At 69.0% G+C, this 26,501-nt stretch carries 27 protein-coding genes; 12 read left to right on the top strand and 15 right to left on the bottom strand.

Going from position 1 to position 26,501, the window contains the following annotated elements:
- Positions 1-126: 126 nt before the first annotated feature.
- The gene (ypfJ, locus tag KR541_RS24645; protein WP_050017439.1) at positions 127-1,002 is read right to left on the bottom strand and encodes a KPN_02809 family neutral zinc metallopeptidase; all 876 of its coding nucleotides are present in this window, start codon (positions 1,000-1,002) and stop codon (positions 127-129) included.
- A gap of 432 nt (positions 1,003-1,434) precedes the next feature.
- Between ypfJ and KR541_RS24640 the strand changes: the two genes are divergently transcribed.
- From KR541_RS24640 to KR541_RS24620, 5 genes are all read left to right on the top strand, one after another.
- Entirely contained in the window at positions 1,435-2,226 is a 792-nt protein-coding gene (locus KR541_RS24640; protein ID WP_050017506.1) for an SDR family NAD(P)-dependent oxidoreductase, read from the top strand.
- 100 nt (positions 2,227-2,326) lie between these two features.
- Entirely contained in the window at positions 2,327-3,370 is a 1,044-nt protein-coding gene (locus tag KR541_RS24635) for a LysR family transcriptional regulator (protein ID WP_050017438.1), read from the top strand.
- Positions 3,371-3,469: 99 nt separating this feature from the next.
- Entirely contained in the window at positions 3,470-4,153 is a 684-nt protein-coding gene (locus KR541_RS24630) for a DUF4286 family protein (protein ID WP_050017437.1), read from the top strand.
- Between the two features lie 57 nt (positions 4,154-4,210).
- Positions 4,211-5,530 carry an MFS transporter gene (locus KR541_RS24625; RefSeq protein WP_124555970.1) on the top strand — a complete coding sequence of 440 codons (1,320 nt, stop codon included), beginning with the start codon at positions 4,211-4,213 and terminating at the stop codon, positions 5,528-5,530.
- A 49-nt stretch (positions 5,531-5,579) separates the two neighbouring features.
- Entirely contained in the window at positions 5,580-6,281 is a 702-nt protein-coding gene (locus tag KR541_RS24620) for a DUF2848 domain-containing protein (RefSeq protein WP_216089858.1), read from the top strand.
- Positions 6,282-6,697: 416 nt separating this feature from the next.
- On the opposite strand, the gene KR541_RS24615 is transcribed toward KR541_RS24620, so the two are convergent.
- Complete coding sequence (locus KR541_RS24615) at positions 6,698-8,089, bottom strand: RtcB family protein (RefSeq protein WP_050017434.1); 1,392 nt, start codon at positions 8,087-8,089, stop codon at positions 6,698-6,700.
- Positions 8,090-8,220: 131 nt separating this feature from the next.
- Entirely contained in the window at positions 8,221-9,198 is a 978-nt protein-coding gene (locus KR541_RS24610) for an NAD-dependent epimerase/dehydratase family protein (protein ID WP_050017433.1), read from the bottom strand.
- Between the two features lie 99 nt (positions 9,199-9,297).
- Here KR541_RS24610 and KR541_RS24605 point away from each other — a divergent pair, with 99 nt between their 5' ends.
- On the top strand, positions 9,298-10,200 hold the full coding sequence (locus KR541_RS24605) for a LysR family transcriptional regulator (RefSeq protein WP_050017432.1): 903 nt from the start codon (positions 9,298-9,300) through the stop codon (positions 10,198-10,200).
- A 32-nt stretch (positions 10,201-10,232) separates the two neighbouring features.
- Here the strand turns inward: KR541_RS24605 and KR541_RS24600 are convergent, their stop codons facing one another.
- Together KR541_RS24600 and KR541_RS24595 are read right to left on the bottom strand one after the other, a co-directional pair.
- Positions 10,233-10,553 carry a DUF7660 family protein gene (locus KR541_RS24600; RefSeq protein WP_050017431.1) on the bottom strand — a complete coding sequence of 107 codons (321 nt, stop codon included), beginning with the start codon at positions 10,551-10,553 and terminating at the stop codon, positions 10,233-10,235.
- Between the two features lie 60 nt (positions 10,554-10,613).
- The gene (locus tag KR541_RS24595; RefSeq protein ID WP_050017430.1) at positions 10,614-11,486 is read right to left on the bottom strand and encodes a LysR family transcriptional regulator; all 873 of its coding nucleotides are present in this window, start codon (positions 11,484-11,486) and stop codon (positions 10,614-10,616) included.
- Positions 11,487-11,633: 147 nt separating this feature from the next.
- Between KR541_RS24595 and KR541_RS24590 the strand changes: the two genes are divergently transcribed.
- The gene (locus KR541_RS24590; protein ID WP_213346465.1) at positions 11,634-13,094 is read left to right on the top strand and encodes an MFS transporter; all 1,461 of its coding nucleotides are present in this window, start codon (positions 11,634-11,636) and stop codon (positions 13,092-13,094) included.
- Positions 13,095-13,184: 90 nt separating this feature from the next.
- On the opposite strand, the gene KR541_RS24585 is transcribed toward KR541_RS24590, so the two are convergent.
- The 5 genes from KR541_RS24585 to KR541_RS24565 all read right to left on the bottom strand — a co-directional run bounded on the left by KR541_RS24585 (position 13,185) and on the right by KR541_RS24565 (position 17,998).
- The gene (locus KR541_RS24585; protein WP_080334376.1) at positions 13,185-13,382 is read right to left on the bottom strand and encodes an oxidoreductase-like domain-containing protein; all 198 of its coding nucleotides are present in this window, start codon (positions 13,380-13,382) and stop codon (positions 13,185-13,187) included.
- Positions 13,383-13,511: 129 nt separating this feature from the next.
- Positions 13,512-14,900, bottom strand: coding sequence for a cell envelope integrity protein CreD (creD, locus tag KR541_RS24580; protein ID WP_050017428.1), 1,389 nt, complete (start codon positions 14,898-14,900; stop codon positions 13,512-13,514).
- 105 nt (positions 14,901-15,005) lie between these two features.
- A complete protein-coding gene (gene creC, locus KR541_RS24575; protein ID WP_216089857.1) occupies positions 15,006-16,466 on the bottom strand; it encodes a two-component system sensor histidine kinase CreC in 1,461 nt (486 codons plus the stop codon).
- Between the two features lie 15 nt (positions 16,467-16,481).
- Complete coding sequence (gene creB, locus KR541_RS24570) at positions 16,482-17,195, bottom strand: two-component system response regulator CreB (RefSeq protein WP_216089856.1); 714 nt, start codon at positions 17,193-17,195, stop codon at positions 16,482-16,484.
- A gap of 89 nt (positions 17,196-17,284) precedes the next feature.
- Complete coding sequence (locus tag KR541_RS24565; protein ID WP_050017425.1) at positions 17,285-17,998, bottom strand: SDR family NAD(P)-dependent oxidoreductase; 714 nt, start codon at positions 17,996-17,998, stop codon at positions 17,285-17,287.
- A 379-nt stretch (positions 17,999-18,377) separates the two neighbouring features.
- Here KR541_RS24565 and KR541_RS24560 point away from each other — a divergent pair, with 379 nt between their 5' ends.
- On the top strand, positions 18,378-19,070 hold the full coding sequence (locus KR541_RS24560; protein WP_050017424.1) for a dihydrodipicolinate reductase C-terminal domain-containing protein: 693 nt from the start codon (positions 18,378-18,380) through the stop codon (positions 19,068-19,070).
- Between the two features lie 146 nt (positions 19,071-19,216).
- On the opposite strand, the gene KR541_RS24555 is transcribed toward KR541_RS24560, so the two are convergent.
- Together KR541_RS24555 and KR541_RS24550 are read right to left on the bottom strand one after the other, a co-directional pair.
- Entirely contained in the window at positions 19,217-20,026 is an 810-nt protein-coding gene (locus KR541_RS24555; RefSeq protein WP_216089855.1) for an SDR family oxidoreductase, read from the bottom strand.
- Positions 20,023-20,856: a molybdenum cofactor biosynthesis F family protein gene (locus KR541_RS24550; protein ID WP_216090010.1), complete on the bottom strand. Its 834-nt coding sequence runs from the start codon at positions 20,854-20,856 to the stop codon at positions 20,023-20,025. Before KR541_RS24550 ends, KR541_RS24555 begins: the two co-directional genes overlap by 4 nt.
- Positions 20,857-21,026: 170 nt before the next feature.
- On the opposite strand from KR541_RS24550, the gene KR541_RS24545 reads away from it, so the two are divergent.
- The 3 genes from KR541_RS24545 to KR541_RS24535 all read left to right on the top strand — a co-directional run bounded on the left by KR541_RS24545 (position 21,027) and on the right by KR541_RS24535 (position 23,686).
- The gene (locus tag KR541_RS24545) at positions 21,027-21,821 is read left to right on the top strand and encodes an AraC family transcriptional regulator (RefSeq protein ID WP_216089854.1); all 795 of its coding nucleotides are present in this window, start codon (positions 21,027-21,029) and stop codon (positions 21,819-21,821) included.
- Between the two features lie 182 nt (positions 21,822-22,003).
- Positions 22,004-22,936, top strand: a complete 933-nt coding sequence (locus KR541_RS24540) for a DMT family transporter (RefSeq protein ID WP_089489764.1) — start codon at positions 22,004-22,006, stop codon at positions 22,934-22,936.
- A 201-nt stretch (positions 22,937-23,137) separates the two neighbouring features.
- Positions 23,138-23,686, top strand: coding sequence for a hypothetical protein (locus KR541_RS24535; RefSeq protein WP_050017419.1), 549 nt, complete (start codon positions 23,138-23,140; stop codon positions 23,684-23,686).
- A gap of 94 nt (positions 23,687-23,780) precedes the next feature.
- Here the strand turns inward: KR541_RS24535 and KR541_RS24530 are convergent, their stop codons facing one another.
- Positions 23,781-23,915: an entericidin A/B family lipoprotein gene (locus tag KR541_RS24530; protein WP_050017418.1), complete on the bottom strand. Its 135-nt coding sequence runs from the start codon at positions 23,913-23,915 to the stop codon at positions 23,781-23,783.
- Between the two features lie 223 nt (positions 23,916-24,138).
- On the opposite strand from KR541_RS24530, the gene KR541_RS24525 reads away from it, so the two are divergent.
- Complete coding sequence (locus tag KR541_RS24525) at positions 24,139-25,434, top strand: aspartate carbamoyltransferase (protein ID WP_050017417.1); 1,296 nt, start codon at positions 24,139-24,141, stop codon at positions 25,432-25,434.
- 139 nt (positions 25,435-25,573) lie between these two features.
- Here KR541_RS24525 and KR541_RS24520 read toward each other — a convergent pair whose 3' ends face one another.
- Both KR541_RS24520 and KR541_RS24515 read right to left on the bottom strand, forming a co-directional pair.
- Positions 25,574-25,993, bottom strand: a complete 420-nt coding sequence (locus KR541_RS24520) for a type II toxin-antitoxin system VapC family toxin (RefSeq protein ID WP_050017416.1) — start codon at positions 25,991-25,993, stop codon at positions 25,574-25,576.
- On the bottom strand, positions 25,990-26,229 hold the full coding sequence (locus tag KR541_RS24515; RefSeq protein WP_060733370.1) for a FitA-like ribbon-helix-helix domain-containing protein: 240 nt from the start codon (positions 26,227-26,229) through the stop codon (positions 25,990-25,992). Before KR541_RS24515 ends, KR541_RS24520 begins: the two co-directional genes overlap by 4 nt.
- Between the last annotated feature and the right edge of the window lie 272 nt (positions 26,230-26,501).

Raw genomic sequence — 26,501 nt, 5'->3', positions numbered from 1 at the left:
CGTCCGGGCCAGCGTACCGACGCCGAAAAGCGCCGGTGAGCACAAATCGGCAATTCGTCCCGGGCCGGCCAGGGCGGCCGGTTCAACCGGGACGATACGGGCGCGCGAAGGGGCGCGCGCCTTGGTTCAGCGCGCGTTCGCGGCGAACGTGTCGCAGGCGCTCACCTCACCCGACTCCATCCCGCGCCGCAGCCAGTACACGCGCTGCTCGCTCGTGCCGTGCGTGAAGCTTTCGGGCACGACGTAGCCTTGCCCTTGCTGCTGCAGCCGGTCGTCGCCGATCGCGGCCGCCGCCTTCAGCCCCTGCTCGAAATCGCCGGGCTCCATCAGCCGCTGGTTCGCGCGCTGCGCGTTGTTCGCCCACACGCCGGCAAAGCAGTCGGCCTGGAGTTCCATCCGTACCGACAGCGCATTCGCACGCGACTGGCTCGACCGCCGGCGCGCGGCGTCGACCTTGTCGGCGATGCCGAGCAGGTTCTGCACGTGGTGGCCGACTTCGTGCGCGATCACGTAGGCCTGCGCGAAATCGCCGCCCGCGCCGAAACGCTTGCGCAGTTCGTCGTAGAAGCCGAGATCGATATACACGTTGCGGTCACCCGGGCAGTAGAACGGCCCCATCGCGGTCTGGCCGGTGCCGCACGCGGTCGGCGTCGAGTTCGTGAACATCACGAGCTTCGGCGGTTGGTACTGTGCGTGCAGTTGCGTGTTGAACACGCCCGTCCACGTGCGTTCGATATTGCCGAGCACCTTGCGCGTAAACACCGCGCCGGGATCGTTCGCCGGCGCGCCCTGATGCTGGGTCGGCGCGGGCTGCGCCTGCTGCTGCCTGCCCTGCAGCGCCGACGCGCCTTCGAGCACGACGCGCGGGTCGATCCCGAAGAAATACGATGCGGCCAGCGCGACCACGATCGTGCCGATGCCGATCGTCGCGCGCCCACCGCCGAACCCGCCGCCGCGTCGATCCTCGACGTTGGCGCTTTCTCTTTCGTCGTCCAGCCTCATTGCCGGCCCCTCCCTGTTCTTGTCGATGGTCCGGCCGCGCCAGCGCGCAACCGGGCGATACGCCGTGGCGACACGAGCCGTCGGCGGACGCGATACCTGCGCTTCGGGCGCCCGGCCGCACCGATCCGGCCTGCCGCGCCATTGCCGGCCGCACCCTTGCTGGCCGCGCCATTCGTACGACGGAATCGACCGCCGACGCGCCGCGCGTCGTTGCACGCGCCCGCTCACGCTATTTTGCCGGGCTTTCGCGGCTTATCGCAAAAATGTGGAGGATAGAGCGATTCGGCGGCGGACATCGTCAGCCTTTGCAAAATGGGCCTCGGCCGGCTGGGCTCGGCCGTCCGGACGGCCCCCGCGTTCATCCTTTCGGCGGATACCGGCGCGCGCCGGCGCCGCCTAAAGTGGCTGGAACGCATCCTCCCGGAGAACGACATGACGCACCCGCCACCCCGCACGATCGCGATTACCGGCGCAGGCACCGGCATCGGCGCCGCGTGCGCGCGCCGCTTTGCCCGCCGTGGCGACCGCGTCGTGCTGATCGGTCGCCGTCCGGCACCGCTCGACGCACTGGCTGCCGAAACGGGCGGGCTCGCGCTGGCCGGCGACGCCGCCAGCCCCGCCGACTGGGCCGGCTTCCTGCCGCGCATCGCCGAACGCTTCGGCCGCGTCGACGCGCTCGTCGCATGCGCGGGCGGCCATGGCATCGGCCGCGCGGGCGAAACCGACGACGCGCAGTGGCGCGACGCGATGCACGCGAACCTCGATACCGCATTCGTCAGCGCACGCGCATGCCTGCCCGACCTGATCGCGCAGCGCGGCAATATCGTGCTGGTCGCGTCGATCGCCGCGCTCGCGGCCGGGCCCGGCGTATGCGGCTACACGGTCGGCAAGCACGCGCTGCTCGGGCTGGCGCGATCGCTCGCACGCGACTACGGCCCGCACGGCGTGCGCGCGAACGCCGTCTGCCCGGGCTGGGTCCGCACGCCGATGGCCGATGCGGAAATGGAACCGCTGATGGCCGCGCACGGCGATTCGCTCGACGATGCGTACGCCCGCGTGAGCGCCGACGTGCCGCTGCGGCGCGCGGCCGATCCCGACGAGATCGCGGCCGTCTGCGCGTTCCTGGCGTCGCCGGACGCGTCGTTCGTGACCGGCGCGACGCTCGTCGCGGACGGCGGCGCGATGGTCGTCGACGTGCCGACGCTCGCGTTCGACCGGCTTTGACGCCACCCGAAGGCGTCACGCGTGCCTGCCCGCTTCCGAATCCATTAACATCGTCCCGATCCGCCGCCTGGCGCGGCACCGCCTCACCGTTCGGGATTCGATGAACATCCGGTTTCTGGAAACCTTCGTCTGGCTCGCGAAGCTCGAAAACTTCCGGCTCACGGCCGAGAAACTGCACACGACGCAGGCCGCCGTGTCGAGCCGCATCGCCTCGCTCGAGGAAGCATTCGACGTGCGCCTGTTCGACCGCAACACGCGCTCGGCCACGCTCACGCCCGCGGGCCGGCGCATGCTGGCCTACGCGGAGCGGATCGTGCGGCTCGACGGCGAAATGCGGCGCGACATCGATGCGGCGAGCGACGCCGGCCTGATCCGGATCGGCGTGATCGAATCGATCGTGCACAGCTGGTTCCCCGCGCTGATGGCGCAACTGCGCGAGCGCTATCCGCGCCTCGACGTCGAGATCACGAGCGACACGACGCTGCACCTGATCCGGCTGCTCAGCACCGACGGCGTCGACCTGATCCTGCAGACCGATCCGGTGCCGGGCCCGGACTTCACGAACCTGCCGCTGGGCGAATTCCCGGTGCGCTGGGCCGCGAGCCCGCGCCTCGGGCTCGGCGGCCAGCCGCTCGACGTCGCGCGCCTGGCCGGGTTTCCGATCATCAGCTTCTCGCGCCACTCGGCGCCGCACGCGACGATCGAGCGGCTGTTCGCGGCGGTCGAACGGCCGGCCAGCATCAACTGCATCACGTCGGTCGCCGCGATGATCCGCCTCGTCGCCGACGGGCTCGGCGTGGCTGCGCTGCCGCCTGCGATCATCGGGCGCGAACTGCACGAAGGCACGCTCGAACTGCTCGACGTCGAACCGGAATTCCCGGCGCTGCCGCTCGTCGCGACGTACCGCAGCCAGGGGCTGCCGGTCGCCGCGCGCATCGCGGAACTCGCGAGCGAAGTCGCGCGTGCGACGGCGGCTGCCGCGAACCTCGCGAAGCCGGCCGCCGCCGATCGCGTCGACGCAACGCCCGCGCGCAGCGCAACCGCGACAAAGACGACTACGCGTGCGAAAACGAAGCCGAAGCGCACGACGAAAGCCGCCTCGTCTGCCGCGCCCGCTGCAAAACGCCCTCCGCGCCGCTCATAAGAAAACCTGTTCACCGCGAATTTGTTTTCTTGTTGGACGGGCGCGGGCCCTCTTCGGGACACTGGGGTTCCTGACATCCCCGTCACGAGGAACCCCGCGATGACCCGCCTTTCCCTTCCGCACGGCCAACTCTGCGTCTGGACGGATATCGACCCCGCGCACGAAGCCGATTTCAACGCGTGGTACGACCGCGAGCACATGCAGGAGCGTGTCGCGATTCCCGGCTTCACGCATGCGCGGCGGTTTCGCGCGACCGACGGCGGTCCGCGCCGATACCTCGCGCTGTATGTGACGGACGCGCTCGACGTGTTCCACGGCGATGCGTACCGGCGCGCATTCACGCAGCAGACCGCGTGGTCGCTCGCGAACTTCGAACGCATGACGGGCACGCAGCGGCGCGTCGGCGAGCTGACGATCGAGGCCGGCGACGGCGAAGGCGCGCATCTCGCGCTGTTCGTGCTGCCGCCGGATCGCATCGACGTGCCGCAACTGCGCGAGCGTTTCGACGCTGCGCTGCAAGAACCGGGCATCCACGCCGCGCGGCTCTTCCGCACGTCACCGGACCTGTCCGCGCCGATCGGCGCCGCGGCAGCCGCCCGTCCGGCCGCCGATGCGCTGGTGCTGATCGAAGGCAGCGACGCAGCCGCCACGCGCCGCGTGGCCGCCACGCTCGCCGCACACGACGACGTGCGCACCTTCGACCTGCTGTGGCGCGCCGCCGCACCGCTGCCCGCCCGGCGACGCGAAACCGAACCGGCCGCCGCTGCCGCGCTGCCAGCCTGAACGCTCGACGCCGACACCCACGCCGGCCCCGCGCTTCACCCCGTCACCCGTCACGACCTGCCCGATACCATGAGCACTCTCGCCCAGCCCGCCGCCCACGCGCCCCGCCGTGTCCGCAACAGCCGACTCGCGACCGCGAGCATGATCGGCACGTCGCTCGAGTGGTACGACTTCACGATCTACAACACGCTCGCCGCGCTCGTTTTCAACCACCTGTTCTTCCCGTCGGTCGATCCGCTGGCCGGCACGATCCTCGCATTCTCGACCTATGCGGTCGGCTACGTGTCGCGCCCGCTCGGCGGCTTCGTGTTCGGCAACCTTGGCGACCGCATCGGCCGCCGCGCGGTGCTGATGCTCACGCTCGTGCTGATGGGCGTGACGACCGCGCTGATGGGCGCGCTACCGACCTATGCGCAGGCCGGCATCCTGAGCCCGATCCTGCTCGTCGCGCTGCGTTTCGTGCAGGGCGTCGCGCTCGGCGGCGAATGGGCCGGCGCGGTGCTGCTGTCGGTCGAGCACGGCGACCAGAAACGACGCGGGCTGTCCGCGTCGTGGACGCAGATCGGCCCGTCGTTCGGCACGCTGCTCGGCACCGGCTGCATCGCGCTCGTCACGCTGTCGACCACGTCCGACAATTTCCTGTCGTGGGGCTGGCGCGTGCCGTTCGCGGCCAGCGCGCTGCTCGTCGCGTTCGGCTTCTGGGTGCGTCGCGGCGTCGACGAAACGCCGCAGTTCGAGCAGCTCGCCGAATCGCACGCGACCGCCGAAGTGCCCGTCGCCGACGTGCTGAAGTACCACTGGAAGCGCCTGCTGATCGCGGGCGGCTCGCGAATCGGTTCGGATGTGCTGTATGCGCTGATCGTCGTGTTCACGCTGACCTACGTGACGACCGTGCTGCACCTGTCGCGCCCCGTCGCGCTGACGGCCGTGATGATCGGCACCGCGTGCAACGCGCTCGCGGTGCCGTTCTTCGGCGCGCTGTCGGATCGTTTCGGCCGCCGGCCCGTGTATCTCGTCGGCGCAATGGCCGGGATCGTGTGGGCGTTCGTGTTTTTCACGCTGCTCGATTCGGCGCGCCCGGCGGCGATCGTCGCGGCCGTCGCGATCGGCCTCGTGATCCATGCGGTGATGTACGGCCCGCAGGGCGCATTCGTGACCGAACAGTTCCCGACGCGCGTGCGCTATGCGGGTTCGTCGCTCGCGTACACGCTCGCCGGCATCGTCGGCGGCGGCTTCGCGCCGCTCATGATCGCCGCGCTGTTCCGGCAGACGGGCACGACGACCGCCGTGTCGCTGTACGTCACCGCCGCGCTCGTCGTCACGTCGATCGCGCTCGTCGCCGCGCGCGAGACCGCGCACCGGCCGCTCGAAGATTGAGCGTCGCCGCCGGCCAAATCGTTCCTTCGCACATCAAACGGATATCCGCATGCCCACCCTGTCGTTCAACGTGATTTCCCTGCAACGCGCGCCGGCCGTCGTCGACGTCGACGTCGAGCGCGTCGTGATCGCCGGCTGGGCCGGCCGCGACCCGGCCGCGGTCCGCGCGCACATCGACGAGCTCGCGGCGCTCGGCGTCGCGCCGCCATCGACCACGCCGTGCTTCTATCGCGTGTCGTCGGCGCTGCTCACGCAGGCGCCGTCGATCGGCGTGCTCGGCGCGCGCTCGGGCGGCGAGATCGAATGCGTGCTGGTCGACAGCCCGGCCGGCACGCTGGTCACGGTCGGCTCCGATCACACGGATCGCGAAGTCGAGGCGTACGGCGTCGCCGTGTCGAAGCAGGTGTGCGCGAAGCCGCTCGGCCGCGACGCGTGGCGCCATGCGGAGGTCGCCGATCACTGGGATGCGCTCGAGATGCGTTCGTGGCTGATTACGCGCGACGGCGAGCGGACGGCGTACCAGCACGGCGCGGTCAGCGGCCTGCTCGCCCCCGACGCGCTGTGGCAGCGGTTCGGCGATCGCCGCGCGATGCCCGCGCGCTGCGCGATGTTTGGCGGCACGGTCGCCGTGCACGGCACGATCGCGACGATGGGTGACGGCGATGCGTTCGAGATGGAGCTGCACGATCCGGTGCTCGGACGCAGTCTCGCGCATCGTTATGCGGTCGAGGCATTGCCGGTCGTGGCTTGACGGCGAGCGGAAAACCGCACGGGACGCGGGCACCACGGCTGTCGGTCGTGACGCCTGTTCCTACCTGTACGACTCAAAGCAGTGATAGTCCGGGAAGTTGAACTGCGAGTTGCCGCAGTACAGCACACCGGCCAGGTTGGTACACCCGCTCAATGTGAACATGATTGCTCCCGCAACCGACGCTTTCCAGCCAACGTGCAACATCTCGCCCCCGTTTCCCGTTGATCGACGTTGACGACATGATGCTCATCGGATGCATGCGGGTATGTGGAAAATTGTTGTCCCGCGGGTGCTTCGATTCTGTCTGACGCCCTCCGGTGTCGGGCATGGCCCGATGCACCGGAAAGCGGTCGAGGTGCATGGCTGCGCCTGGCGCAGAAAATGGCGGCGACGCAACGCGCACGCGCCGCCGCCCGTCACGCCTTGAACGTGATCCACGGTTTCAGCCGGACCGCACTGCGGATCAGCCCGGCCTGCTCCTGCGCGTCGATCACCGGCCCGATCGGCTTGTAGGCGTCCGGCGCCTCCTCGATCCGGCGTTCGTCGCGCAACGTCACGCATCGCCATGTACCGGGCGCCTGCTCGGCACGCATCCTTCGCAACGCCTGACGGCGCACGCTCCGGCCCGCGCCGTGGCTGCATGACCACAGCCAGTCGGGATGGCCGAGCCCGGTGGCCAGAAACGACGCGTCGCCCATCGAGCCGGGAATCAGCGCGAGATCGCCATCGCGCGCGGGTGTCGCGCCCTTGCGGTGGATGTTCATGCCGTTCTCGCGCAGCACGACATTGTGCGGCACATCGACCACGAGCGCCGAACCGGTCGCGCCGGTCAGTTCCGCCAGCTCCTTGCGCACCATTTCCGCGAGGACGACGCGGTTCAGCCATGCATAGCGCGCGGCCGTGCCCATCGCGACGAGGTATTCGCGCGCCAGTTCGCCGGACAGACCGTACAGGCCGCTCTCCGGATGCCTGACGCCGGCCGGCCATGCGGCACGCGCGCGATCCATCCAGCGCCGCCCGACGTAGAAGCCGACATCGCGCGAGCCGCTGTGAATCATCACGACGACATCGTCCTTCGCGATCCCGGCGCGGTACGCCACATGCCGGTCGAACACCGCGTCGACGATCTGGAGTTCGACGAAATGGTTGCCCGAGCCCGGCGTGCCCAGGCTCGGGTCGCGAAACATGTCGCGCGAGCCGACGTGCGCGTCCGGCGCATACTTCGCGCTGCCGTCGAACCCGGCGAGACCGATGCACGACGACAGTTCAGCGGCCAGCCGGTCGCGGTCGACCTGCTGCCACAGCCCCTGCCGCGCCACGCGGTCGATGAATGCCGCCGGGCCCGCGTCGAACAGCGCGCGAAATGCGTCGCCACCGACCGGCACGTCCCGGCGATCCGCGAGAATCGCACGGGTCAGCCGCTCGACGAGCGCCGCTTCGAATGGTGCGAGGGCCGAGCGCTTGAGACCCGTCGTGACGAGGCGCATCCCGCAGTTGATGTCGGTGCCGATCGCGGCCGGAATCACGAACGCGTCGTCGGTCGCGACGATCGAGCCGACCGGCGCGACGCCGCCCGGATGGAAATCGGGCGTCGCGCATGCCTTGCAGACGCCGTGGTGGCCATCAGGCGACCTGACCGCGGCGAACGCGAGCAGTTGCTGCACGGCCTTCTCCTCGAGCGGGAGCGAATCGGGCAGCAGCACGGAAGCCTGCGACTGTTCATTGCGCAAATGGTAGATGCCGGCCTGATGGTCGACATGGATGCCTTGCCGCTGCAAGGCTTTTTTCAGACGAGGGAAAGTAGACATCGCTGCTGGAAATGAAAAAGGTACGACGCGACCTCCGGCATTCCGGCGGTCGTGGGTACCTTCCTGCAGCAGCGTCGAGGAAGGAAGCGCGGATCATAGCAGAGCCGCGCGACATCCGCGACGACCGTTGCTCACCCGAGACACCCGAGCCCCGCCAGCGTCGCCTCCACCGCCGTCTCGAGCGGCGTCACCGGCTCGCGGCCGAGCACCGCGGTCACACGCGCGTTGTCCATCCGGATCGGTTCGCGCCACAGGTAACGCATCTCGAGCAATTCGCGCATCGTCGTGACGAACGGCGCGGCCACCCACACGAGCCACCACGGGAAATCGCGCAGCGCCGGCCGCATGCCGTGCCGTTGCGCGATGCGTTGCACGGCCTGCGCCATCTGCATGCCGTCTTCATCCCAATGCCCGCCCAGATGAAAACGCGCGAACGGCTCCAGCGTCTGGCGGCGCTCGATCAGCTCGAGCATCGTGCGGGCCACGTCCGGCACATACGACCATTGATGGCCGACGCCGCGGCTCGGCACGCTGATGGCCGAAACGGGCCGCCCCGGCTTGATCAGCCCCTGCGAGAACCAGCTGTTGCCTAGCTGCGGTCCGAAGAAATCACCGGCACGCACGACGATAGAACGCACGCCGTGCACGCTGGCGTCCTGCAGCCGGCGCTCCAGTTCGACGCGGATCGCGCCCTTGCGCGTCGCCGGATGCTGCGGCGCATCTTCCCGCAGCACCGGAAACGCATCGACGCCGAAGTTGTAGACCGTGCCCGGCAGCACGACGGTGGCCTGCACGGTCCGGGCCGCCGCGATCGTGTTGTCGATCATCGGCAGCACCTGCGTCGCCCAGTTCCGGTATCCGGGCGGGTTCACCGCATGCACGATCACGCTGCAGCCGCGCGCGGCGCGCACCACCGCAGCGCGATCCAGCGCGTCGCCGCGCACCCATGCGATGCCGTCGCGCTCCACGACCTCGGCATCGAGCCCGCGCTTGAGCGCGCGCACCTGCCAGCCCGCATCGCGCAACTGCCGCGCGACTTCCCCGCCGATCCCGCCGCTCGCGCCCAGCACGAGTGCCTGCCGTTGCGTCCCGCCTGCATTTGACAACATTGCCGCTCTCCTTGAATGGCGCCATCACGACACGCATTCTGGCGCGCCGGTCGCTATCAAGGAATTGCCGAACCTGTCGGATCAGCTATACATTTATGCATGACCACCGATCTGAACTGGGAACGCTACCGCACCTTCCTCGCGGTGCTGACGGAAGGCTCGCTGTCCGGCGCGGCGCGCGCGCTCGGCATTACGCAGCCGACGGCCGGCCGCCATGTCGCGGCGCTCGAAGCCGCGTTCGGCCAGACGCTGTTCACGCGTTCGCCGTCGGGCCTGCTGCCGACCGAGGCCGCGCTCGCGCTGCGCGGCCATGCGGAGGCACTGCGCAGCGCGGCGGCGGCGTTCGAGCGCGCGGCGGCCAGCCACGGCGCCGGCGTGCGCGGCATCGTGCGGATCTCGGCCAGCGACGTGATCGCCGTCGAGGTGCTGCCGCCGATGCTCGCGCAGCTCCGGCGCGACCATCCGGGGCTCGTGATCGAACTGGTGCCGACGGACCGCATCCAGGACGTGCTGAAACGCGAGGCCGACATCGCGGTCCGAATGGCGCCGCCCACGCAGGACGCACTCGTCGCGCGGCGCGTCGGCGACATCGAGGTCGGGCTGTATGCGCGCGACGATTACCTCGCGCACCACGGCGCGCCGGCGACGATCGACGCGCTCGCGCATCACGCGCTGATCGGCTTCGATACGGTCACGCCGTTCATCCGCTCGGCGGCGCGTGGCATGCCGCTCTGGAAGCGCGAAGCGTTCGCGCTGCGCACCGACAGCAATCTCGCGCAGCTCGCGATGATCCGCGCCGGCTACGGGATCGGCTTCTGCCAGACGGCGCTCGCGAAACGCGACGCGCGGCTCGTGCGCGTGCTGCCCGACGGGCCCGCGATGCGGCTGGAAACCTGGGTCGTGATGCACGAAGACCTGCGGACGAGCCCGCGCTGCCGCGCCGTGTTCGATGCACTGGCGAACGGGCTGCGTGCGTATGCGGACGGTGAGGTCACCGAGTAGAAAGCCGTGGGCACGAATAGCGCGGCCGCGCGCTATTCGTAGATTTTCCCGGCGAACAGGATATCGGCGATGCGCCGCCAAGGATTGTCGGGCACGTCATAGAAGCGCAGCCCCTCTTCCGACGCCTCGGCCCAGTCGATCATCGCTTCCAGGTATTCGCCGATCGAACGGTTTTCCCAGCCGAGCACCGCGTGCGCGTACGGCGACAGCGGCGAGTCGGCCTCGAGCTGCCGCTCCGTATGCCAGTCATGGCCGAGCACGCGCAGGAAGTGGATCAGCGAACGCTCGTCGACCACGCGCTCCAGCGCATCCTGCAGCTTCGCGGCCATCTCGCGCTTCAGTTCGTCGTTCATGCCTGTGCCCCCCTGGCGCGTCTCTCGATGACGCGCCGCCGCGTGTCGCGCGGCATGGTTTTACATCAGCAGTTGACGCGACAGCACCTCGCGCGCCTGGGTGACGGTCTCGCGCTCGCCCGGCAGCGGCGGCGTCAGCGAAAACACCGCGTCCGGCAGCGGCGGCAGCCGGTATTTGGTGCCGAGCCGCATCAGGCCGTCGCCGATCGCCGACGCGCACAGGCAGCCGACCCCAAGCCCCGCCGCGAGCATCGACTGCAACCCCGCGACACCCGACGCGCTGTGCACGAGCACGTACGGCGTGTGCTGCTCGTCGAGCGAGCGCACCGCGACCTGATGCATCATGCAGTCGTCCGGCAGCAGCACCAGCGGCAGCGGCTCGGGCAATTGCTCGGCGAGCGCCGGCGACGCGACCCACGACAGCGGTTCGCGCCGCAGCACCCAGCGCGTGTCGGCCGACACCGGCCGGAACGGCCCGCTCGACATGTTCATCACCACGCCGAGATCGATCTGCCCGCGTGCGTGCGCCGCTTCGATCTCCGCGCTCTTCATCGCGCTCACGTGCAGGCTCAACTGCGGGTAGCACTCGCGCAGCCGCGCCAGCATGCCCGCCACTTCATTCGTGCGGTAGTAGTCGGTGATCGCGACGCGCAACTCACCCTTGATCGCCTGCCCGCGCAGCTCGTCGAACGCGGCCTCGTTCAGCGCGACGATGCGCCGCGCGTGCTGCAGCAGCCGCGAGCCGGCCGGCGTCGGCTCGACGCCGCGCTTGCTGCGCACGAACAACGGCACGCCGGCGCGCGATTCGAGCTTGCGCACCTGCTCGCTGACCGTCGATTGCGACAGGTGCAGCAGCGGCGCGGCGGCCGTCAGGCTGCCGGCGTCCGCGACCGCCGCGAAAGTGCGCAATTGGTCCAGGTCGAAACCGCGCATCGCCACCCCTCATCCATCGAATAACCCGATGGATTCTACCACTCTTTCCCGCTTTTCCGAATCATGGGCGATGGCCAGAATAAGGAGTCAACGGCCTGCTTGCGTCGATCGCCTATCGGGCCCTCATTCTTTGGATCTGCTTTCATCATGACGAACCACACCCTCGCCCCCTGCGCGCCGGCCGGCGCGGCTGCCGCGACGACGCCGCGCAGCCATCACGGCTGGGCGCTCGTGGTCCTGCTGGTCGGCGCCATTCTGCCGCCGCTCGACTACTTCATCGTGAACCTCGCGCTGCCGGCCATTCGCGACGGCATTGGCGCGCGCCAGGCCGAGTTGCAGCTCGTCGTGTCAGCCTATGCGTGCGCGAACGCGGTCGTGCAGATCACCGGCGGACGCCTCGGCGACCTGTACGGTCGCAAGCGCATGTTCATGATCGGCATGGCCGGCTTCGTGCTCGCGTCGACGCTGTGCGGGCTCGCCGGCAACGGCACGGTACTGGTCGGCGGCCGCGTGCTGCAGGGCCTGTTCGCCGCGATCCTCGCGCCGCAGGTGCTCGCGACGATCCGCAGCGTATTCAGCCCGCAGGAACAGGTGCGCGTGATGGGCTTCTACGGGTTCGCGTTCGGCCTCGCGGCCGTGATCGGCCAGCTCGGCGGCGGCGCGCTGATCAGCCTGCATCCGTTCGGGCTCGGCTGGCGCGCGATCTTTCTCGTCAATCTGCCGATCGGCGTCCTGGCGCTGATCGGCAGCTGGCGCTTCATCCCGGAAAACCGCGCGCCGCGCGGCCAGCGCATCGACGTGCCGGGCACGGTGCTGATGTCGCTGTTCCTGCTGATGATCGTGTACCCGCTCACGCACGGTCGGGAAGCCGGCTGGCCGCTGTGGATGATCGCGTGCGGCATCGGCGCGCTGCCGATGCTCGGCGCGCTGCTGGCGGTCGAAGCGCGCCGGCTCGCGCGCGGCCACGATCCGCTGCTCGACGTGCGGCTGTTCCGCAACCCGGTCGTCGCGCTGGGGCTCCTGCTCGCGTTCCTGTTCTACATGCTGAGCGCGTTCTTCCTGAGCTACGGGATCTATCTGCAGGGCTGCCTGAACTGGTCGCCGCTCGCGTCCGGCTTCGCGATCCTGCCGCTCGGGCTCGGCTTCCTCGCGAGCCCGCTGCTGACGACGCGCCTCGTCGCCCGCTTCGGCGGGTATCGCGTGCTCACGCTCGGCTTCGCGATGCTCGCGGCCGGCGTCGCGAGCGCCGCCGCGCTGGCCCGCGACGGCGCGCCGGGGCCCGGCTTCTATGCCGGCATCGCGGCGATCGGCATCGGGCAAGGGCTCGTGCTGCCGTCGGTCGTGCGGATCGTGCTCGCGGAAGTCGACGCGGCCCGCGCGGGCGTCGCGTCGGGGATGGTCAGCGCGATGCTGCAGATCGGCGCGGCGGTCGGCGCCGCGACGATCGGCGGCGTGTTCTTCGCGCGGCTCGGCGTGCATCCGGCCGCGCTCGACTACGTGCAGGGGTTCAGAGCGTCGATGTTCACGCTGACGATCGTGTTGGTGGGCTGCATTGCATTGTCGATGGCGCTCGGGCCGATGCATCGGCGGCTGCATGCGGATGCGTGACGCCTGACGCGCGACGGAATTGGCCTCGTCAGTCCGACGTCGGCGACAGATGCGGTGCATGCAACGCATGGCCGCTCGCCGGCGTCCGGTTTATTTGCGATGCTCGCGCTGTGCCTGCCGCGCCTCCCATTCGGCCAGTTCGACGCGATAGCGCGCGAGCGCTTCGTCGTACAGGTCGAAGACGCACGGCGAGCAGCCGCTGTTGCAGCAGTCTTCCAGTTCGGGTTGGATGGGCGGGGTCGGACGGGGATCGTCGATGGACGGATCTCCTGAAACTGGGTTCGGCACGGCGTGGTCCGGTAATGTGGAGTGGTCAGTATAGGGCGATCCGGGCCGCCGCCGCTTTCGGCAGGCCGGGCCGGCCGACGATGAACGCCTCCGTCACTGCGCGATCGCCGAGCCCGCCCGCTTGCTCGCCTACTTCACCGGCGCGCCCGGCTTCACCGCCGCCGGCTTGTCGGCCAGCGGCTGCCACGCGGCGCCGAGCGAATACCAGTCGACGCGGCGCGTGAGCGTCATGATGCCGGCGAGGATCGCGAACAGCAGCAGCGAACCGAGCATCAGCGCATTGTCTTCCGACAGCAGCAGCCCGTAGAGCGCCGCGTACAGCATCGCGAGCAGCGCCGTAAACGTCGCGCCGCGCTTCACGCTGTGCAGCACGAACGACAGGTAGAAGCCCAGCAGCCCGATGCATGCGCCGCTCGCCGCGAGATACGCATAGCCGAACGCAATATGCTCGGACAGGCTCAGCAGCAGCAGGAAGAACAGCGCGAGCGACAGGCCGACCAGCGTGTACTGGATCGGGTGAATGCGCAGCCGCTTCACGAGCTCGTACATGAAGAAGCTCGCGAACGTGAGCATCACGAACAACGCGCCGTATTTCGTCGCGCGCTCGGCCTGCAGATAGACGTTCACGGGCTCGATCACCGATACCGACGCCATCTCGATCTCGCCGTCGCCGGTGCCGGACGCCACTTGCTCGCGCGCCTTCGTGTTGAACGACGTCACGTGCCAGTTGCTGACGAAGCCGCGCGCGTCGATCGTGCGGTCGGCCGGCAGGAATTCGCCGCCGAAGCTCGGATGCGGCCACGTCGATTTCAGCGAGAAGTCGTTCTGGTCGCCCACCGGCGCGAACGCGACCGATTCGGCGCCCGCGAGCGGCAGGCCGATGCTGAACGGCACGACCGTCGCGCCTGCGTTTGCGTCCGCCAGCGCCGCGAGATCGAGGTTCGCATGCACGCCCTGGCGCAGGCTCTCGAGCCGCGTGCCCTGCTCCACGTCGATCCGCTTGCCGCCGATGCGCAGGTCGGGCTGCGCCTTCAAGCCGCGAAGGTCGCCGATGCCGAGTGCGACATACGCACCGTCGATCTTGAAGCTCACGTGCCCGTCGGCCTGCGGCAGCTTCTTCAGGTCCGGCAGCGGCAGCGTGCCCGTCATCCGGCTGTCGAGCCCGTACACGAGCGCCTTGTGGATGCCGCGATAGCGCACGCTGACCGACAGCGTGCCGTCGACGTTCAGCGTCTTCGGAAACACGAGCAGCCGTTTCGTCTCGCTTTTCAGGCTGGTTTTCGCCTTGCCGCCGGCGCGCACGTCGTCGCTCACGCGCGTGACTTCCGTGTAACGGACGACGAGCACCGGTCCCGTCACCGTCTGCGGCCCCGCGTAGCTCGCCCAGATGCTCTGCAGCGCGTTCTGCCGATAGTCGGCGCGTTCCCGCACGATGCTCTGGACCATCTGCAGCGGGATCAGGATCGCCAGCGCGAGAAACGCGGTGATCATGGACTTGAACAACAGGACTCGATTCATTGCTGGCAGGTACCGGAGTGGAAGGTACGGTCAGCATGCGCGGCCCCGGTGAAGGGCGATTGAAGCCGGCGTGAAGCGAATGTGTGGCGAACGTGAAGCGCGCGGTCAGCCCGCCGACGGCAGCGTGAGCGTCGCGCACGCGCCGCCTTCGGCACGGTTCGCGAGCGCGACCTGGCCGTGGTGCAGCATCGCGACCTCGCGGACGAAACACAGCCCGAGGCCCGTGCTGCGATCCTGCCCATCGGGACGCGGCAGCGAATAGAAGCGTTCGAACACGCGCGACAGCGCATAGTCGGGCACGCCGGGGCCGTCGTCGGCGACGCGCACGACCGCGACGTGCGCCCTGCCCGCCGGCTGCCGCTCGAGCGCGATCCGGATCGTGCTGCCCTGCGGCGCGAAATCCAGCGCGTTGTCGAGCAGGTTGCCGAGCGCCTGCCGCAGCAGGAACGGATCGCCGTCGACGACCGGCGCATCGGCCCCATCAGCCGCATCGTTCGCGTCGATCCGCAGGCTCACGCCGCGCTGCCGCGCGCGCGGTTCGATATCGTCGACGAGTTGGTCGAGCACCGGCCGCAGCGCGACCGGCTCGTGCACCGACAGCCGCTGCTTCTGCTCGACCTCGGCCAGCGCGAGCAGCTTGCGGATCATCTGTTCGAGGCGGCCGGCCTGGCGGCGGATGTTCTCGGTGAAGCGGCGGCGGTTCGCGACCGGCATGTCTTCCTGCAACAGCTCGGCCGCGCCGCTGATCGCGGCCAGCGGGCTCTTCATCTCGTGCGTGAGCGTGTGGATGTAGGTTTCGACGTACTGCCGGTCTTCCAGCCGCTGATGCATGCTTTCGACCGCGCGCCCGAGTTCGGCCAGCTCGTTCGCGCCCTGCAGCGGCATCGACGCGCGCTCGCCGGCCGCGATCGCGCGCGCATAGCGCTGCAGGCGCCGCAGCCCGAGCACCAGCCACCACGTGCACGCGGCGCCGATCAGGATCGCGCCGCCCATCAGCAACGCGCCGTACAGCATGATCTTGCGCTGGCTGCGCGCGATGAACGGCGCGACCGTCTGGTTCGGCTTCGCGATCGTCAGCACGCCGATGATCTCGTTGCCGCGCCGGATCGGCGCCGCCACGTGCATCACGGTGCTGCTGTCGTCGTTCGGATCGCTGCGCGTGCTGCGCGCGCCGTATTCGCCGCGCAGCGTCCGGTACACGTCGTTCCAGCGCGAATAGTCCTGCCCGACCGCGCTGCCGGACGAGTCGTAGCGGACGATGCCGTGCGCGTCGGTGATGTAGAGGCGGTAGCCGATCGCGTTCTTCTGGATGCCCCACACGTTGGCGTTAACCGGGCGCTCGTGCAGTTTCCCGAGCTGCCGTGCGAATGTGCCGTCGGCGATATGGCCGTTCGCCATGTCGTCGGCCGCCAGCGTCGCCAGCACCTGCGCGGTATCGACGAGCGTGTCCTCCATCGCTTCGCGCACGCCGGGCTTCACCTCCTGCACGAATACGCGCAGCGTGATCAGCGCGGCCAGGCCGACGATCAGGAAAAAGCCGAAGAAGATGCGCAGGCCGATATGCATGGGCGGTGCCGGTCGTTACGGTTGCAGCGAATAACCCATTCCGCGATGCGTGCGGATCGGGTCGCGCTCGGGATCGATCGCGCGCAGCTTGGCGCGCAGCGTCTTGATGTGCGTGTCGATCGTGCGGTCGGCCGAATCGAGCGCCCCGTGCCACACGAGATCCATCAATTGTTCGCGCGAGTAGATGCGGCCCGGATGCCGGACCAGCAACGCGAGCAGTCCGAATTCGTAGCGCGTGAGGTCCAGCGCGTGGCCGAGCCACGCCACGCGCGCGCCGTCGGCATCGAGCGTGAAGCCGGCGGCGACCGGTGCAGGCGCGTCGGCCAGCGCGGGTGCGGGCGCCGGCTCCGGTGTGGCCGCCCGGCGGAAGCGGCGCAGGATCACGCGCACCCGTGCGGCCAGCTCGCGCGGCGAAAACGGCTTGACGACGTAATCGTCGGCGCCGATCTCGAGCCCGACGATCCGGTCGATCTCGTCGTGCCGCGCGGTCAGGAAAATCACCGGAATATCGGTGAACGTGCGCAGCCGCCGGCATACCTCGAAGCCGCTGAGGTCCGGCAAGCCGACGTCGAGCACCACGAGATCCACACGCGTGTCGCGCAGGCGGTCGAGCGCCGCCTGCCCGAGCGTGCAGTGGACGGTCTGCATGCCGTCGGTGCCGAGGGCATAGACGATCGTGTCCGCGATCGCCTGTTCGTCTTCGACGATCAGGATGGTGGGCTGAGTCATGGTGTCGGGTTCGGTCTCGGGTCCGGGTCGCGCAATCCGGTGCGACATTGTACGCACGGCCGGCCCCGGCGAGCCCTGCCCGCGGCGCACTACGCGACGCGGCCGCTCACCGGAATCGACGCACCGGTGATCGCCTGCGCGTCGGCCGACAGCAGGAATCCGATCGTCGCCGCGAGTTGTTCGGGCCGGACCCAGCGCGAGAAGTCGGCGTCGGGCATGTCCTTGCGGTTCGGCGGCGTGTCGATGATGCTCGGCAGCAGCGCGTTCACGGTCACGCCGCGATCGAGCAGTTCCGCCGCCAACGCCTCGGTGAGCCGCGCGACGCCCGCCTTCGCGGCCGCATACGCGCCCATTCCCGCGCCGGCCTTGAACGCCGCGCCCGCGCCGATGTTGACGATGCGGCCGGCCGGGCTCGCGACCAGGTACGGCAGTGCGGCCTTCGACGCGTTCAGCGCTGTCTTCACGTTCAGTTCATACATGCGGTCCCACGTGGCGGCATCGCCGTCGGCGATCGTCTGCCACACGAATGCGCCCGCGATGTTCAGCAGCGCGTCGACCCGGCCGAATTCGCGGTTGACCGCGTCGAGCGCCTGCACGGCGGCCTGCGGATCGACGAGATCGATGCCGCCGATGCGCAGCGCATCGGCCGGCACGCCGGGCAGCGCCTGCGCCGCCGGGGCCGCGCCGCGGCCGATCAGCGCGACGCGTGCGCCGCGCTCGCCGAGCCACGCGGCCGTCGCGAAGCCCAGATGACCGAAGCCGCCGGTAATCGCGACTGCCTTGCCTTTCAGGTCGTGTTCCATCGATGTGTTCTCCTGGATCGAGGGTAATGGGATGAAATGCCGACAGCGTAGCGCCGTTCACGCGTTCGTGCGCACGGGATGAGGGTGCGGTCGCGCGGTTCGTCCGTCGGTGGACCGCGGCTGGCCGGGAGGGAGGGAACTCGGCGAAAGGTCGACGGGAAGCTGGCGGCCATTCGGCGGCGGCATCGCGAAACAGATCGCGACCTATCCGTCGCGAGACGGTGCGATGCCTGCGCGAGTCGACGAGCACGCGGTCGGACGGCCGGGCATAATGCGCGATGCCCGGCACCCATGGCGCGCGGCAAGGCGGCCGGGCTGGCCTGCCCGAAGACCCGCGTCCATCACCGTCTCGCATCCCGAACCTCAACCCGTCCATCCCATGCAAGTACTCGTCATCGGAACCGGCAAGCTCGCCAACGAGTTGCTCGGCTCGCACAAGCTCGACCCGGCCAGCTGTCGCGTGATGCCGTGGTCGGACGCCACGCGAACCGACGCGCGGCGTAGCGACGCCCGCTCGATCGTCGTCCATGCCGGTTCCGGCCGCGAACTCGCCGCGGCGATCGCGTTCTGCCAGGCCACCGCGTCGCCGCTCGTCGAGTTGTCGACCGGCTCCGACCTCGAAACCGGGACGTACGGCTTTCCGGTCGTGCTGTGTCCGAACACGAACATCCTGATGCTCAAGTTCATGAGCATGCTGGAAACCAGCGGCCACCTGTTCCGCGACTGCGAGATCAGCGTGACCGAGTCGCATCAGGCCGGCAAGACGTCCGTCCCCGGCACGGCCGTCGGCATCGCCCGGTCGCTCGGCGTGCGGCCGGAAACCATTCGCTCCGTGCGCGACCCGGCGGCGCAGCGCAGCGAATTCGGCATCCCGGACGATCAGCTCGGCCGCCATGCGGTTCACCGGATACGCATCGACGATGGCGCATGCAGCCTCCAGTTCGAATCGCGCGTATCCGGCGATACGCCTTATGCGGATGGCGTATCGCGGATCGTCGAGGCCGTGCGGCAGCACGATCTCGAGCATCGTCGCTATTCGATCGTCGAATTCATCCGCAACGGCTGGTTGTAGTCGCGGCGCTGGCGTGCGGCACGGCCCCGTGGCGTGGGCCGGCCTATGCCCGCAAATGCCCTCCTATGCCCTCCTATGCCCTCCTATGCCCGCCTATGCCCGCACGGCCCGCGGCCGCCGCCACGGCCGGCCTCGCTAGCTCACCGCTACCCGTCTCCCAGCACCGCCCCGCTCTCCGGCAACGTCGCGCCACCGTCGACGACGATCGTCTGCCCGGTGATGTACGCCGCGTCGGCCGACGCGAGAAACAGCATCGCGTTCGCGATATCCTCCGGCTCGCCCATCCGTGCCAGCGGAATGTCGCGCGCGATCTGCGCCGCGACCGACGCGTCGCCGAGATTGCCGGCCGCCGGCGTGCGGATCATCCCCGGTTCGACGCCGTTGACCGTCACGTTGCGGCGCGCGAGCTCCAGCGCCGCCGCCCGAATGAAGCCGTTCACGCCGGCCTTCGACGCCGCGTAATGCGCGAGCCCCGGATACGCGACGCGCGGCCCCGTCACCGACGACGTGACGAGCAGCCGCCCGGCCCCCGCGCGCTCGAATGCCGGCAACGCGGCCTGCGCAAGCCAGAACAGCGCCGACAGGTTGACCGACAGCGTCCGCTCGAGCGTCGGCTCGTCGATCTGCGCGAATGGCGTCAACGGAAAATACGCGGCATTGTGGATGACGACATCGAGCCGGCCGCCGTCGCGCTCGACTGCGGCGACGAGCGCATCCAGTTCGGCCCGACTCGCGGCATCGACCCGGTACGCGCGTGCGTCGCCGCCCGCGCCGGCCAGCGCGTCGGCCTGCACGGCGGCCGCATCACCGTTCAGGTCGGCGACCGCGACGAACGCATCGGATTCCGCGAAACGGCGCGCGATCGCCGCGCCGATCCCTTGCGCGGCGCCCGTGACGAGCACGACGCGACCGCTGAAATCCGCACGCAAGCGGCCGCTGCCGAGCACGGCAGTCATCGCCGCGCCTCGTCGCCGAGCGGATGCACGGTTTCGTTCAGCACCTGCGCGTATGCGCCGATCTGGAAATTCGACAACGTGCCGAAATCGCTGCCCTGATAGCCGAAGATCTTGCCGTCGGTCTTGCGCTGCGCGAAGTCGATCAGCACGACGCCGAGCGTCGGCACCACCTTCTCACGCCACACGAACAAGTAAAGCTCGTCTGCAATCCTGAAGTAATGACAGCGGTCGACATCGGCCAGCCCGCCTTCGACGCCCTGCAGGCACTGCCACGCGTAGAAATTCTCGTTCAGGTAGATGTGCTCGTAGCATTCGGTCGGGCTGTAGCGGTACATCGTCCGCTTGCCGATCAACTCGCGCGTGGGCGCATGCAGCGGCCCCGGCCGGGCGTGGCCGCCCAGCGTACCGTGTCGGAATTGCGCATCGACGGCCGTCAGCGGCAGCCCGTGCGCGACGCGCGTGAATGCATCGATGCGCGTGTCCGCTTCCGTCGGCAGCGTACCGACGACCGCCGTCCACACACCGGCGTCGAGATCGATCACGAGGCTCACCGACGTCGCCCGAGCGGTCGCATCGATGTAGTCGACGAAGTACAGCCCGTCGCGCAGCCGCGTCACGCGGCACGCCGCGCGGCCGTTCGTACCGGTCGCCGCATCGCGCCACTGCAGCGCGCCCGGCTCGAACGTATAGATACGCCACGCGCCCGATGCGTCGTCGAGCGTCAGCGTCCGCCCGACGAGTGCGTCGACGGGGGCGAGGACGTTCGCGTCCGGCGCGAAGCCGTCCGCGAGCGCGCCCACCTGAATGAATACCGGATCCTGTCGTTCCACCTGCCCTCTCCCGCGCAGCTTCAGGCCCGGCGGGCCGTGTACGCTGCTCATGTGCACATGGTGCGGGCTGCGCGCGCCGCGCGGTATCCGCCAAACGGATGAAGGGCGCGCGGCGCCGGAACGCGCTAAAGTGCCCGTGATCCGCGCCGCCACCGGCGCGAGGAGCGCACATGCACCGTGTCACCCACTACCGACGCACCGGCGAAGGCATCGAGACGATCAGCCTCGAATCCGATCGCGCATTTCCGCGCCACGCGCACGACGAATTCGGGGTCGGCGTGATCGTCAGCGGTGCGCACCGGTCGTGGAGCGGCCGCGGGCAGGTCAACGCGCTGGCCGGCGACACGATCATGGTCAACCCGGGCGAGATGCACGACGGTTCGCCGCTCGAGGCCGGCACCGGCCGGCGCTGGCGGATGCTGTACCTCGCGCCCGCGCTGGTCGCGGGCGTCGCGGCGGAAGAAGGCGTCGGCGGCGTCGAGCTCGCGCATCCGGCCGTGCGCGACGCGCGCCTCGCGGCCGCCGTCGGCCGGCTGCATGCACGCATCGTCGCAGGCGAAACCCAGCCGCTGGCCCGCGACGAAGCGCTCGTGATGCTCGTCGCCGGTTTGCTTGCCCGGCACGCAAACCGCACGCTGCCGGCGGCCGGCGTCGCACCGGCGGTCCGCGTCGCCCGCGAGCGGCTCGACGCGGCGCCGGCCGCACCCGTGTCGCTCGCCGAGCTGGCCGACCTGAGCGGCGTCAGCCGCTTCCAGTTGCTGCGCGGCTTCGCGCGCGAGCTCGGCATCACGCCGCATGCCTATCTGGTTCAGTCGCGCACGCGGCTCGCGCGCGCGTTGCTGGCCAGCGGTTTGCCGATCGCCGATGCCGCGGCTGAAGCCGGCTTCGCCGATCAGAGCCACCTGACGCGCGCGTTCGCGCGCCAGTTCGGGATCACGCCGGGGCGGTTCACGCAGGCGGGTTAAGTCGCGCTGTCGCCCGCGCCGCGCGAGGCCGCCGGGCGCACTTCATTCGAAATGCGGTTGCCACCTCGACGGCAGCCGCGCCCCATTGCGTCCGGACATGTCGACGGCGCACCGTATTCAACGCCCCCTCTGCTGCAATTTCGTTCAAGACGCCCCGTGCCCGGTACGCGACGATGCGGCGCATGAAGACACGACTGATTGGTTATCTCTATCTCGCCGCCGCGATGGCGGGCGTCGGCAGCACCGTCATCGCGAGCCGTCTCGCGGCCGGCGGCCTGTCGCCATTCGCGGCCACCGCGCTGCGCTTCCTGATCGCGACCCCGCTGCTGTTCGCGCTGATGCGCGCGCAGCGCATGCGCTGGCCCCGCATTTGCGCACGCGACGCCGTGCTGCTCGTCATCCAGGCGGCGGCGGGCGGCGTCGGCTATACGGTGCTGCTGATCAGCGGGACGAAGCTGTCGTCGCCGCTCGATGCGGGCGTGATGCTCGGCACGCTGCCGGCCATGTCGACGTTGATCGCGGCCGTCGTGCTGCGCGAGCGGCAGACGCCGCGCGACTGGCTGGCCGCCGCGCTCGCCACCGCCGGTGTGCTGTTCGTCACGTTCGCGCCAGGCCATGCGATGCCGTCGCTGCAGACGCTTGCCGGCGATGCGCTGGTACTGGCGGCCGTCGCATGCGAAGCGGTTTTCATCCTGCTCAACCGGCGGCTTGCCGCGCCGTTGCCGCCGCTTGCGCTTTCCACCGCGATGTCGGGCCTCGGCTTCGTGCTCGCACTCGTGCCGGCCGCGTTCGAATGGCGCGCGGTGGCGAGCGGCTGGACCGTCGGCGCCGTGTCGGCGATCGCGTACTACGCGCTGATCCCGACCGTGCTCGGCTACCTGTGCTGGTATGCGGGTTCGGCGCGCACGAGCGGCACCGAGGCCGCCCTGTTCACCGCGGTCGCGCCGGTTTCGGCCGTGCTGTTCGCGGTCGCGCTGTTCGGCGAAGCGCTGACCGGCACGCGTGTCGCCGGCATCGCGCTCGTCGTCGCCGGCATGCTGGTCGGCGCGACGCGACGGCGCGAGCCGCCCGCCGAATCACGCACGACGATCGCTGCGCGGACCGCCATCGACTGACTCGCGCTCATCGCGTCCCGGCGGAAACGGCGGCGGCGCCCTGCCGTCGCATCGCCTGCCGCTCCCCGCCTTCGCCACGATGCAGCCGGCGACTGTAGGAATGTGTCCGCGCACCGCAAAACCGTTGCGCACGGCTGCGCGAGATGCAATATTCGCGTGGCCGGCCCCTTTGACCACCCTCGAACAACAATCCGCCAAACAATGAACAGGAAGGAAGCCAAAACAAGCATCGCGGTGCTGCTGTCCGCGGGAACGAGGAAAGCCGACGCGCTGGCCGAACTGTCCGGACAGGGGCTCAAGGATCGCGTGCTCGCGCATCTGATCGCGTCGCGCCCGGACCCCGAACGCTGCCGCAAGAACAAGGTGCACGTCCGGATCCTGATCGCCCTCGGCATCGCCCAACTGGTCATCAGCCTGATGCTTGCGTACTACTTCTTCGCATCCGGCGCCGGCACCGTCCTCGTCACCGTATTCCTCGCGTTGACCGTGCCGCTGTCGCTGCTGTTCATCTGGGGCTTTGCGACCCAACGTGTCGGCGCGTATCACGCGTTCATCCTGCTGTCGCTGCTGCAGATGCCGAAGACCGTCGCCGACCTCGGGCGCGATCCGGCGGCCGCGCTGCCGAGCCTCGCGATCACGGTCGTGCTGGTCGGTTACGTGTGGTTCGTCCGCAACCGGTTGTTCCCCGACTACGGCTGGTTCACGCCGCGCAAGGTCGAAGGCCGTTACGCGTTCGTGGAACACGCCTGACGCCGCCGGCATCGACCCGCGCACGAAAAAGGCGCCGGGCCGCCCCGCCATCGCGGGAAGGCCCGGCGCCTTCTGCATGCCTGAACCGGTCGGCTTACTTGGCCTTTTCAGCCGAATCGCTGATCGCCTGGCCGCCCTTCGAAATATCCTGGCCCACGCCGGCGACCGTATTGCAACCGGCGAGCGCGGCGGTCAGCACCAGCAGCATTGCAGCAATCGTACGCGTCATTCTCATTCTCCTTGGAATCAACAAGCCCGACCGGGCGAATCGTGTGAATCGTGTGTGGCGTGGCGCCCGGCACGCTGCCGGACACGGGGCCTGACCTGATTATACGGAGAGCCACGCCGCGCGCCAGTACGGCCCGGCCGCGCGTGCGCACAGATTTTTCTTGACTTCATTGCGCGAGGAACTAATATACGCACCGCGTATATTTTTCGCCCAGGAGCCGCCGATGACCGTTCCCCAGCAAGCCTTCCTCCGCGACGCGATGCGCCGCCTCAACATGACCCGCGAGGCATTCGCGAATCGCATCGGCGTCAGCCGGCGCGCGCTGGATACCTGGCTGCTTCCGGACGATTCCCAGGAATCGCGCGGGATGCCCGAGATCGTCGAGCGCTTCGTGTCGGAAATCGTCGAACGCCCAGCGCCGGACGGCGAGAACTATACGCAAAGCGTAGATAAACAAGGGCTCGCGAAGCAGTTCCTGTTCGAAGGCAAGCCGCAATTGATCTCGGTCGAGCAGTTCTCGCGGGATTCGGTCGAGGCGCTGTTCCGCGTGGCCGACGTCATGCAGCCGATCGCGCGACGCCACAAGATTTCGCGCGTGCTCGAAGGCGCGGTGCTCGGCAACCTGTTCTTCGAGGCCAGCACGCGCACGCGCGTGTCGTTCGGCGCGGCCTTCTGCCGGCTCGGCGGCTCGGTGTGCGACACGACGGGCTTCACGTTCTCGTCGATGGCCAAGGGCGAATCGATCTACGACACGAGCCGCGTGATGGCCGGCTACGTCGACGCGCTCGTGATCCGCCATCCGGAAAAAGGCTCGGTGGCCGAATTCGCACGCGCGACGAACCTGCCGGTGATCAACGGCGGCGACGGCCCCGGCGAGCACCCGAGCCAGGCGCTGCTCGACCTGTATACGATCCAGCGCGAATTCTCGCGGCTCGGCAAGATCGTCGACGGCGCGCACATCGCGCTGGTCGGCGACCTGAAATACGGCCGCACCGTGCACTCGCTCGTCAAGCTGCTCGCGCTGTACCGCGGGCTGAAGTTCACGCTCGTATCGCCGCCGACGCTCGAGATGCCGGCGTACATCGTCGACCAGATTTCGACGAACGGCCATGTGGTCGAGCAGACGAACGACCTCGCGGCCGGGCTGCGCGGCGCGGATGTCGTCTACGCGACGCGGATTCAGAAAGAGCGCTTCACCGACGAGTCGTTCGAAGGCTATACGCCGGATTTCCAGATCAACCAGGCGCTCGTCGATTCGGTATGCAAGCCCGACACGCTGATCATGCACCCGCTGCCGCGCGATAGCCGGCCGGGCGCGAACGACCTGTCGGTCGACCTGAACCGCGACCCGCGTCTCGCGATCTTCCGGCAGACCGACAACGGCATTCCGGTGCGAATGGCGATCTTCGCGGTGCTGCTGGGTGTCGAGAATCTCGTCCAGCACTCGATGCGCGATGCGACGTGGCGTCCGCCGGCGTACCTCGGCCCGGAGGATGCGGTGTTTCACGGAATCGACTGACCTGCAGCCGGTGTCGCGCGGCTGAACCGAGATTGCCCCGGTTCAAGGGCCGCGCGCAGCCGGCACGCACCCAACGCGCCGGCTTGCACGGCGCGCTGTCATTTTCGACGCCGGTAACGTGACGGCGGCCGAGCCGGCGTCAGCTGGCCCAGGGATCGATCACACGCAAGCCCGCTGCCTCGAACGGCGCGACGTCGCGCGTGGCCACGATCAAACCGTTCGCGGCGGCGGTTGCCGCGATGAAGCCATCGGCAGACGCCATCGCGTTGCCCGTACCACGCGCCTTGGCGCGAAGGCTCGCATACGCCTTGCTGGCCGCATCGTCGAACGGCAGGATCCGGCCGCGAAACAACGGCACGACGCGCTGCTCGATGCTTTGCTCGAGCCAGTCCCGCCTGCGCCCCACCGGCAACACGGCCACGCCGAACCGAATCTCCGCCAGACTGATTGCGGCTACAAACAACGTGTCGACGTTCTGCGCGTCGAGCCATTCGATCACGGCTGCGCTCGGCTCGCGCCGCAGCGGCTCGGAAATGACGTTGGTATCGACCAGGATCATTCGAAGCTCATGGGATCGGTTGGCGTCTTATCACGCTGAACTTCGAAATCGATGCCGCCAGCCTCTCGCCCGATTTCAGCGAGCAACGTTCCCAGTCTCAGCCGCCCTCCCGGCCGAACGGCTTGCTCGAGGATGTCTCGCACCTCGGCCTCGGTACTGCGGCCATGTTGCGCAGCCCGGATTCGAAGCGCGCGATGCACTTCGTCGGGCAAATTTCGAACGGTGATCATGGGCATGATGCGCCTCACTACATTTGCTTGCAATGCAGTCATACTAACACCTTGCAGTCATTTGAGTCGAAGGAAGATTCGGCCACTGTAAGCCGCCCGCCACGCCTCTCCCATTCGGCCGTTCGGCCATCCTCCCGCCCCGCAATCCCCCACAAACCCTCTGCAACATTCGTCAACAATCCCCGCACAAACGCGAACAAGAACGCTTCTCATTCAACAAGAAATTACATAGAATGCCGCCTGAAAACAAATCGTAATAATTCCCGGCGGCATGCACG

Source organism: Burkholderia sola (assembly GCF_905400185.1).
GTDB classification, from domain to species: Bacteria; Pseudomonadota; Gammaproteobacteria; order Burkholderiales; family Burkholderiaceae; genus Burkholderia; species Burkholderia sola.
Note: the sequence above shows the minus strand (reverse complement) of the source record. Positions and strands in the feature narration are given on the sequence as shown.

Coding starts and splice junctions, on each gene's coding strand:
- KR541_RS24640 (WP_050017506.1), top strand. CDS start 1,435: ATGACGCACCCGCCACCCCGCACGATCGCGATTACCGGCGCAGGCACC.
- creD (WP_050017428.1), bottom strand. CDS start 14,900: ATGAATCGAGTCCTGTTGTTCAAGTCCATGATCACCGCGTTTCTCGCG.
- KR541_RS24590 (WP_213346465.1), top strand. CDS start 11,634: ATGACGAACCACACCCTCGCCCCCTGCGCGCCGGCCGGCGCGGCTGCC.
- KR541_RS24555 (WP_216089855.1), bottom strand. CDS start 20,026: ATGACTGCCGTGCTCGGCAGCGGCCGCTTGCGTGCGGATTTCAGCGGT.
- KR541_RS24560 (WP_050017424.1), top strand. CDS start 18,378: ATGCAAGTACTCGTCATCGGAACCGGCAAGCTCGCCAACGAGTTGCTC.
- KR541_RS24530 (WP_050017418.1), bottom strand. CDS start 23,915: ATGACGCGTACGATTGCTGCAATGCTGCTGGTGCTGACCGCCGCGCTC.
- KR541_RS24520 (WP_050017416.1), bottom strand. CDS start 25,993: ATGATCCTGGTCGATACCAACGTCATTTCCGAGCCGCTGCGGCGCGAG.
- KR541_RS24595 (WP_050017430.1), bottom strand. CDS start 11,486: ATGCGCGGTTTCGACCTGGACCAATTGCGCACTTTCGCGGCGGTCGCG.
- ypfJ (WP_050017439.1), bottom strand. CDS start 1,002: ATGAGGCTGGACGACGAAAGAGAAAGCGCCAACGTCGAGGATCGACGC.
- KR541_RS24565 (WP_050017425.1), bottom strand. CDS start 17,998: ATGGAACACGACCTGAAAGGCAAGGCAGTCGCGATTACCGGCGGCTTC.
- KR541_RS24600 (WP_050017431.1), bottom strand. CDS start 10,553: ATGAACGACGAACTGAAGCGCGAGATGGCCGCGAAGCTGCAGGATGCG.
- KR541_RS24615 (WP_050017434.1), bottom strand. CDS start 8,089: ATGTCTACTTTCCCTCGTCTGAAAAAAGCCTTGCAGCGGCAAGGCATC.
- KR541_RS24635 (WP_050017438.1), top strand. CDS start 2,327: ATGAACATCCGGTTTCTGGAAACCTTCGTCTGGCTCGCGAAGCTCGAA.
- KR541_RS24545 (WP_216089854.1), top strand. CDS start 21,027: ATGCACCGTGTCACCCACTACCGACGCACCGGCGAAGGCATCGAGACG.
- KR541_RS24630 (WP_050017437.1), top strand. CDS start 3,470: ATGACCCGCCTTTCCCTTCCGCACGGCCAACTCTGCGTCTGGACGGAT.
- creB (WP_216089856.1), bottom strand. CDS start 17,195: ATGACTCAGCCCACCATCCTGATCGTCGAAGACGAACAGGCGATCGCG.
- KR541_RS24535 (WP_050017419.1), top strand. CDS start 23,138: ATGAACAGGAAGGAAGCCAAAACAAGCATCGCGGTGCTGCTGTCCGCG.
- KR541_RS24610 (WP_050017433.1), bottom strand. CDS start 9,198: ATGTTGTCAAATGCAGGCGGGACGCAACGGCAGGCACTCGTGCTGGGC.
- KR541_RS24515 (WP_060733370.1), bottom strand. CDS start 26,229: ATGCCCATGATCACCGTTCGAAATTTGCCCGACGAAGTGCATCGCGCG.
- KR541_RS24525 (WP_050017417.1), top strand. CDS start 24,139: ATGACCGTTCCCCAGCAAGCCTTCCTCCGCGACGCGATGCGCCGCCTC.
- KR541_RS24605 (WP_050017432.1), top strand. CDS start 9,298: ATGACCACCGATCTGAACTGGGAACGCTACCGCACCTTCCTCGCGGTG.
- KR541_RS24620 (WP_216089858.1), top strand. CDS start 5,580: ATGCCCACCCTGTCGTTCAACGTGATTTCCCTGCAACGCGCGCCGGCC.
- KR541_RS24540 (WP_089489764.1), top strand. CDS start 22,004: ATGAAGACACGACTGATTGGTTATCTCTATCTCGCCGCCGCGATGGCG.
- creC (WP_216089857.1), bottom strand. CDS start 16,466: ATGCATATCGGCCTGCGCATCTTCTTCGGCTTTTTCCTGATCGTCGGC.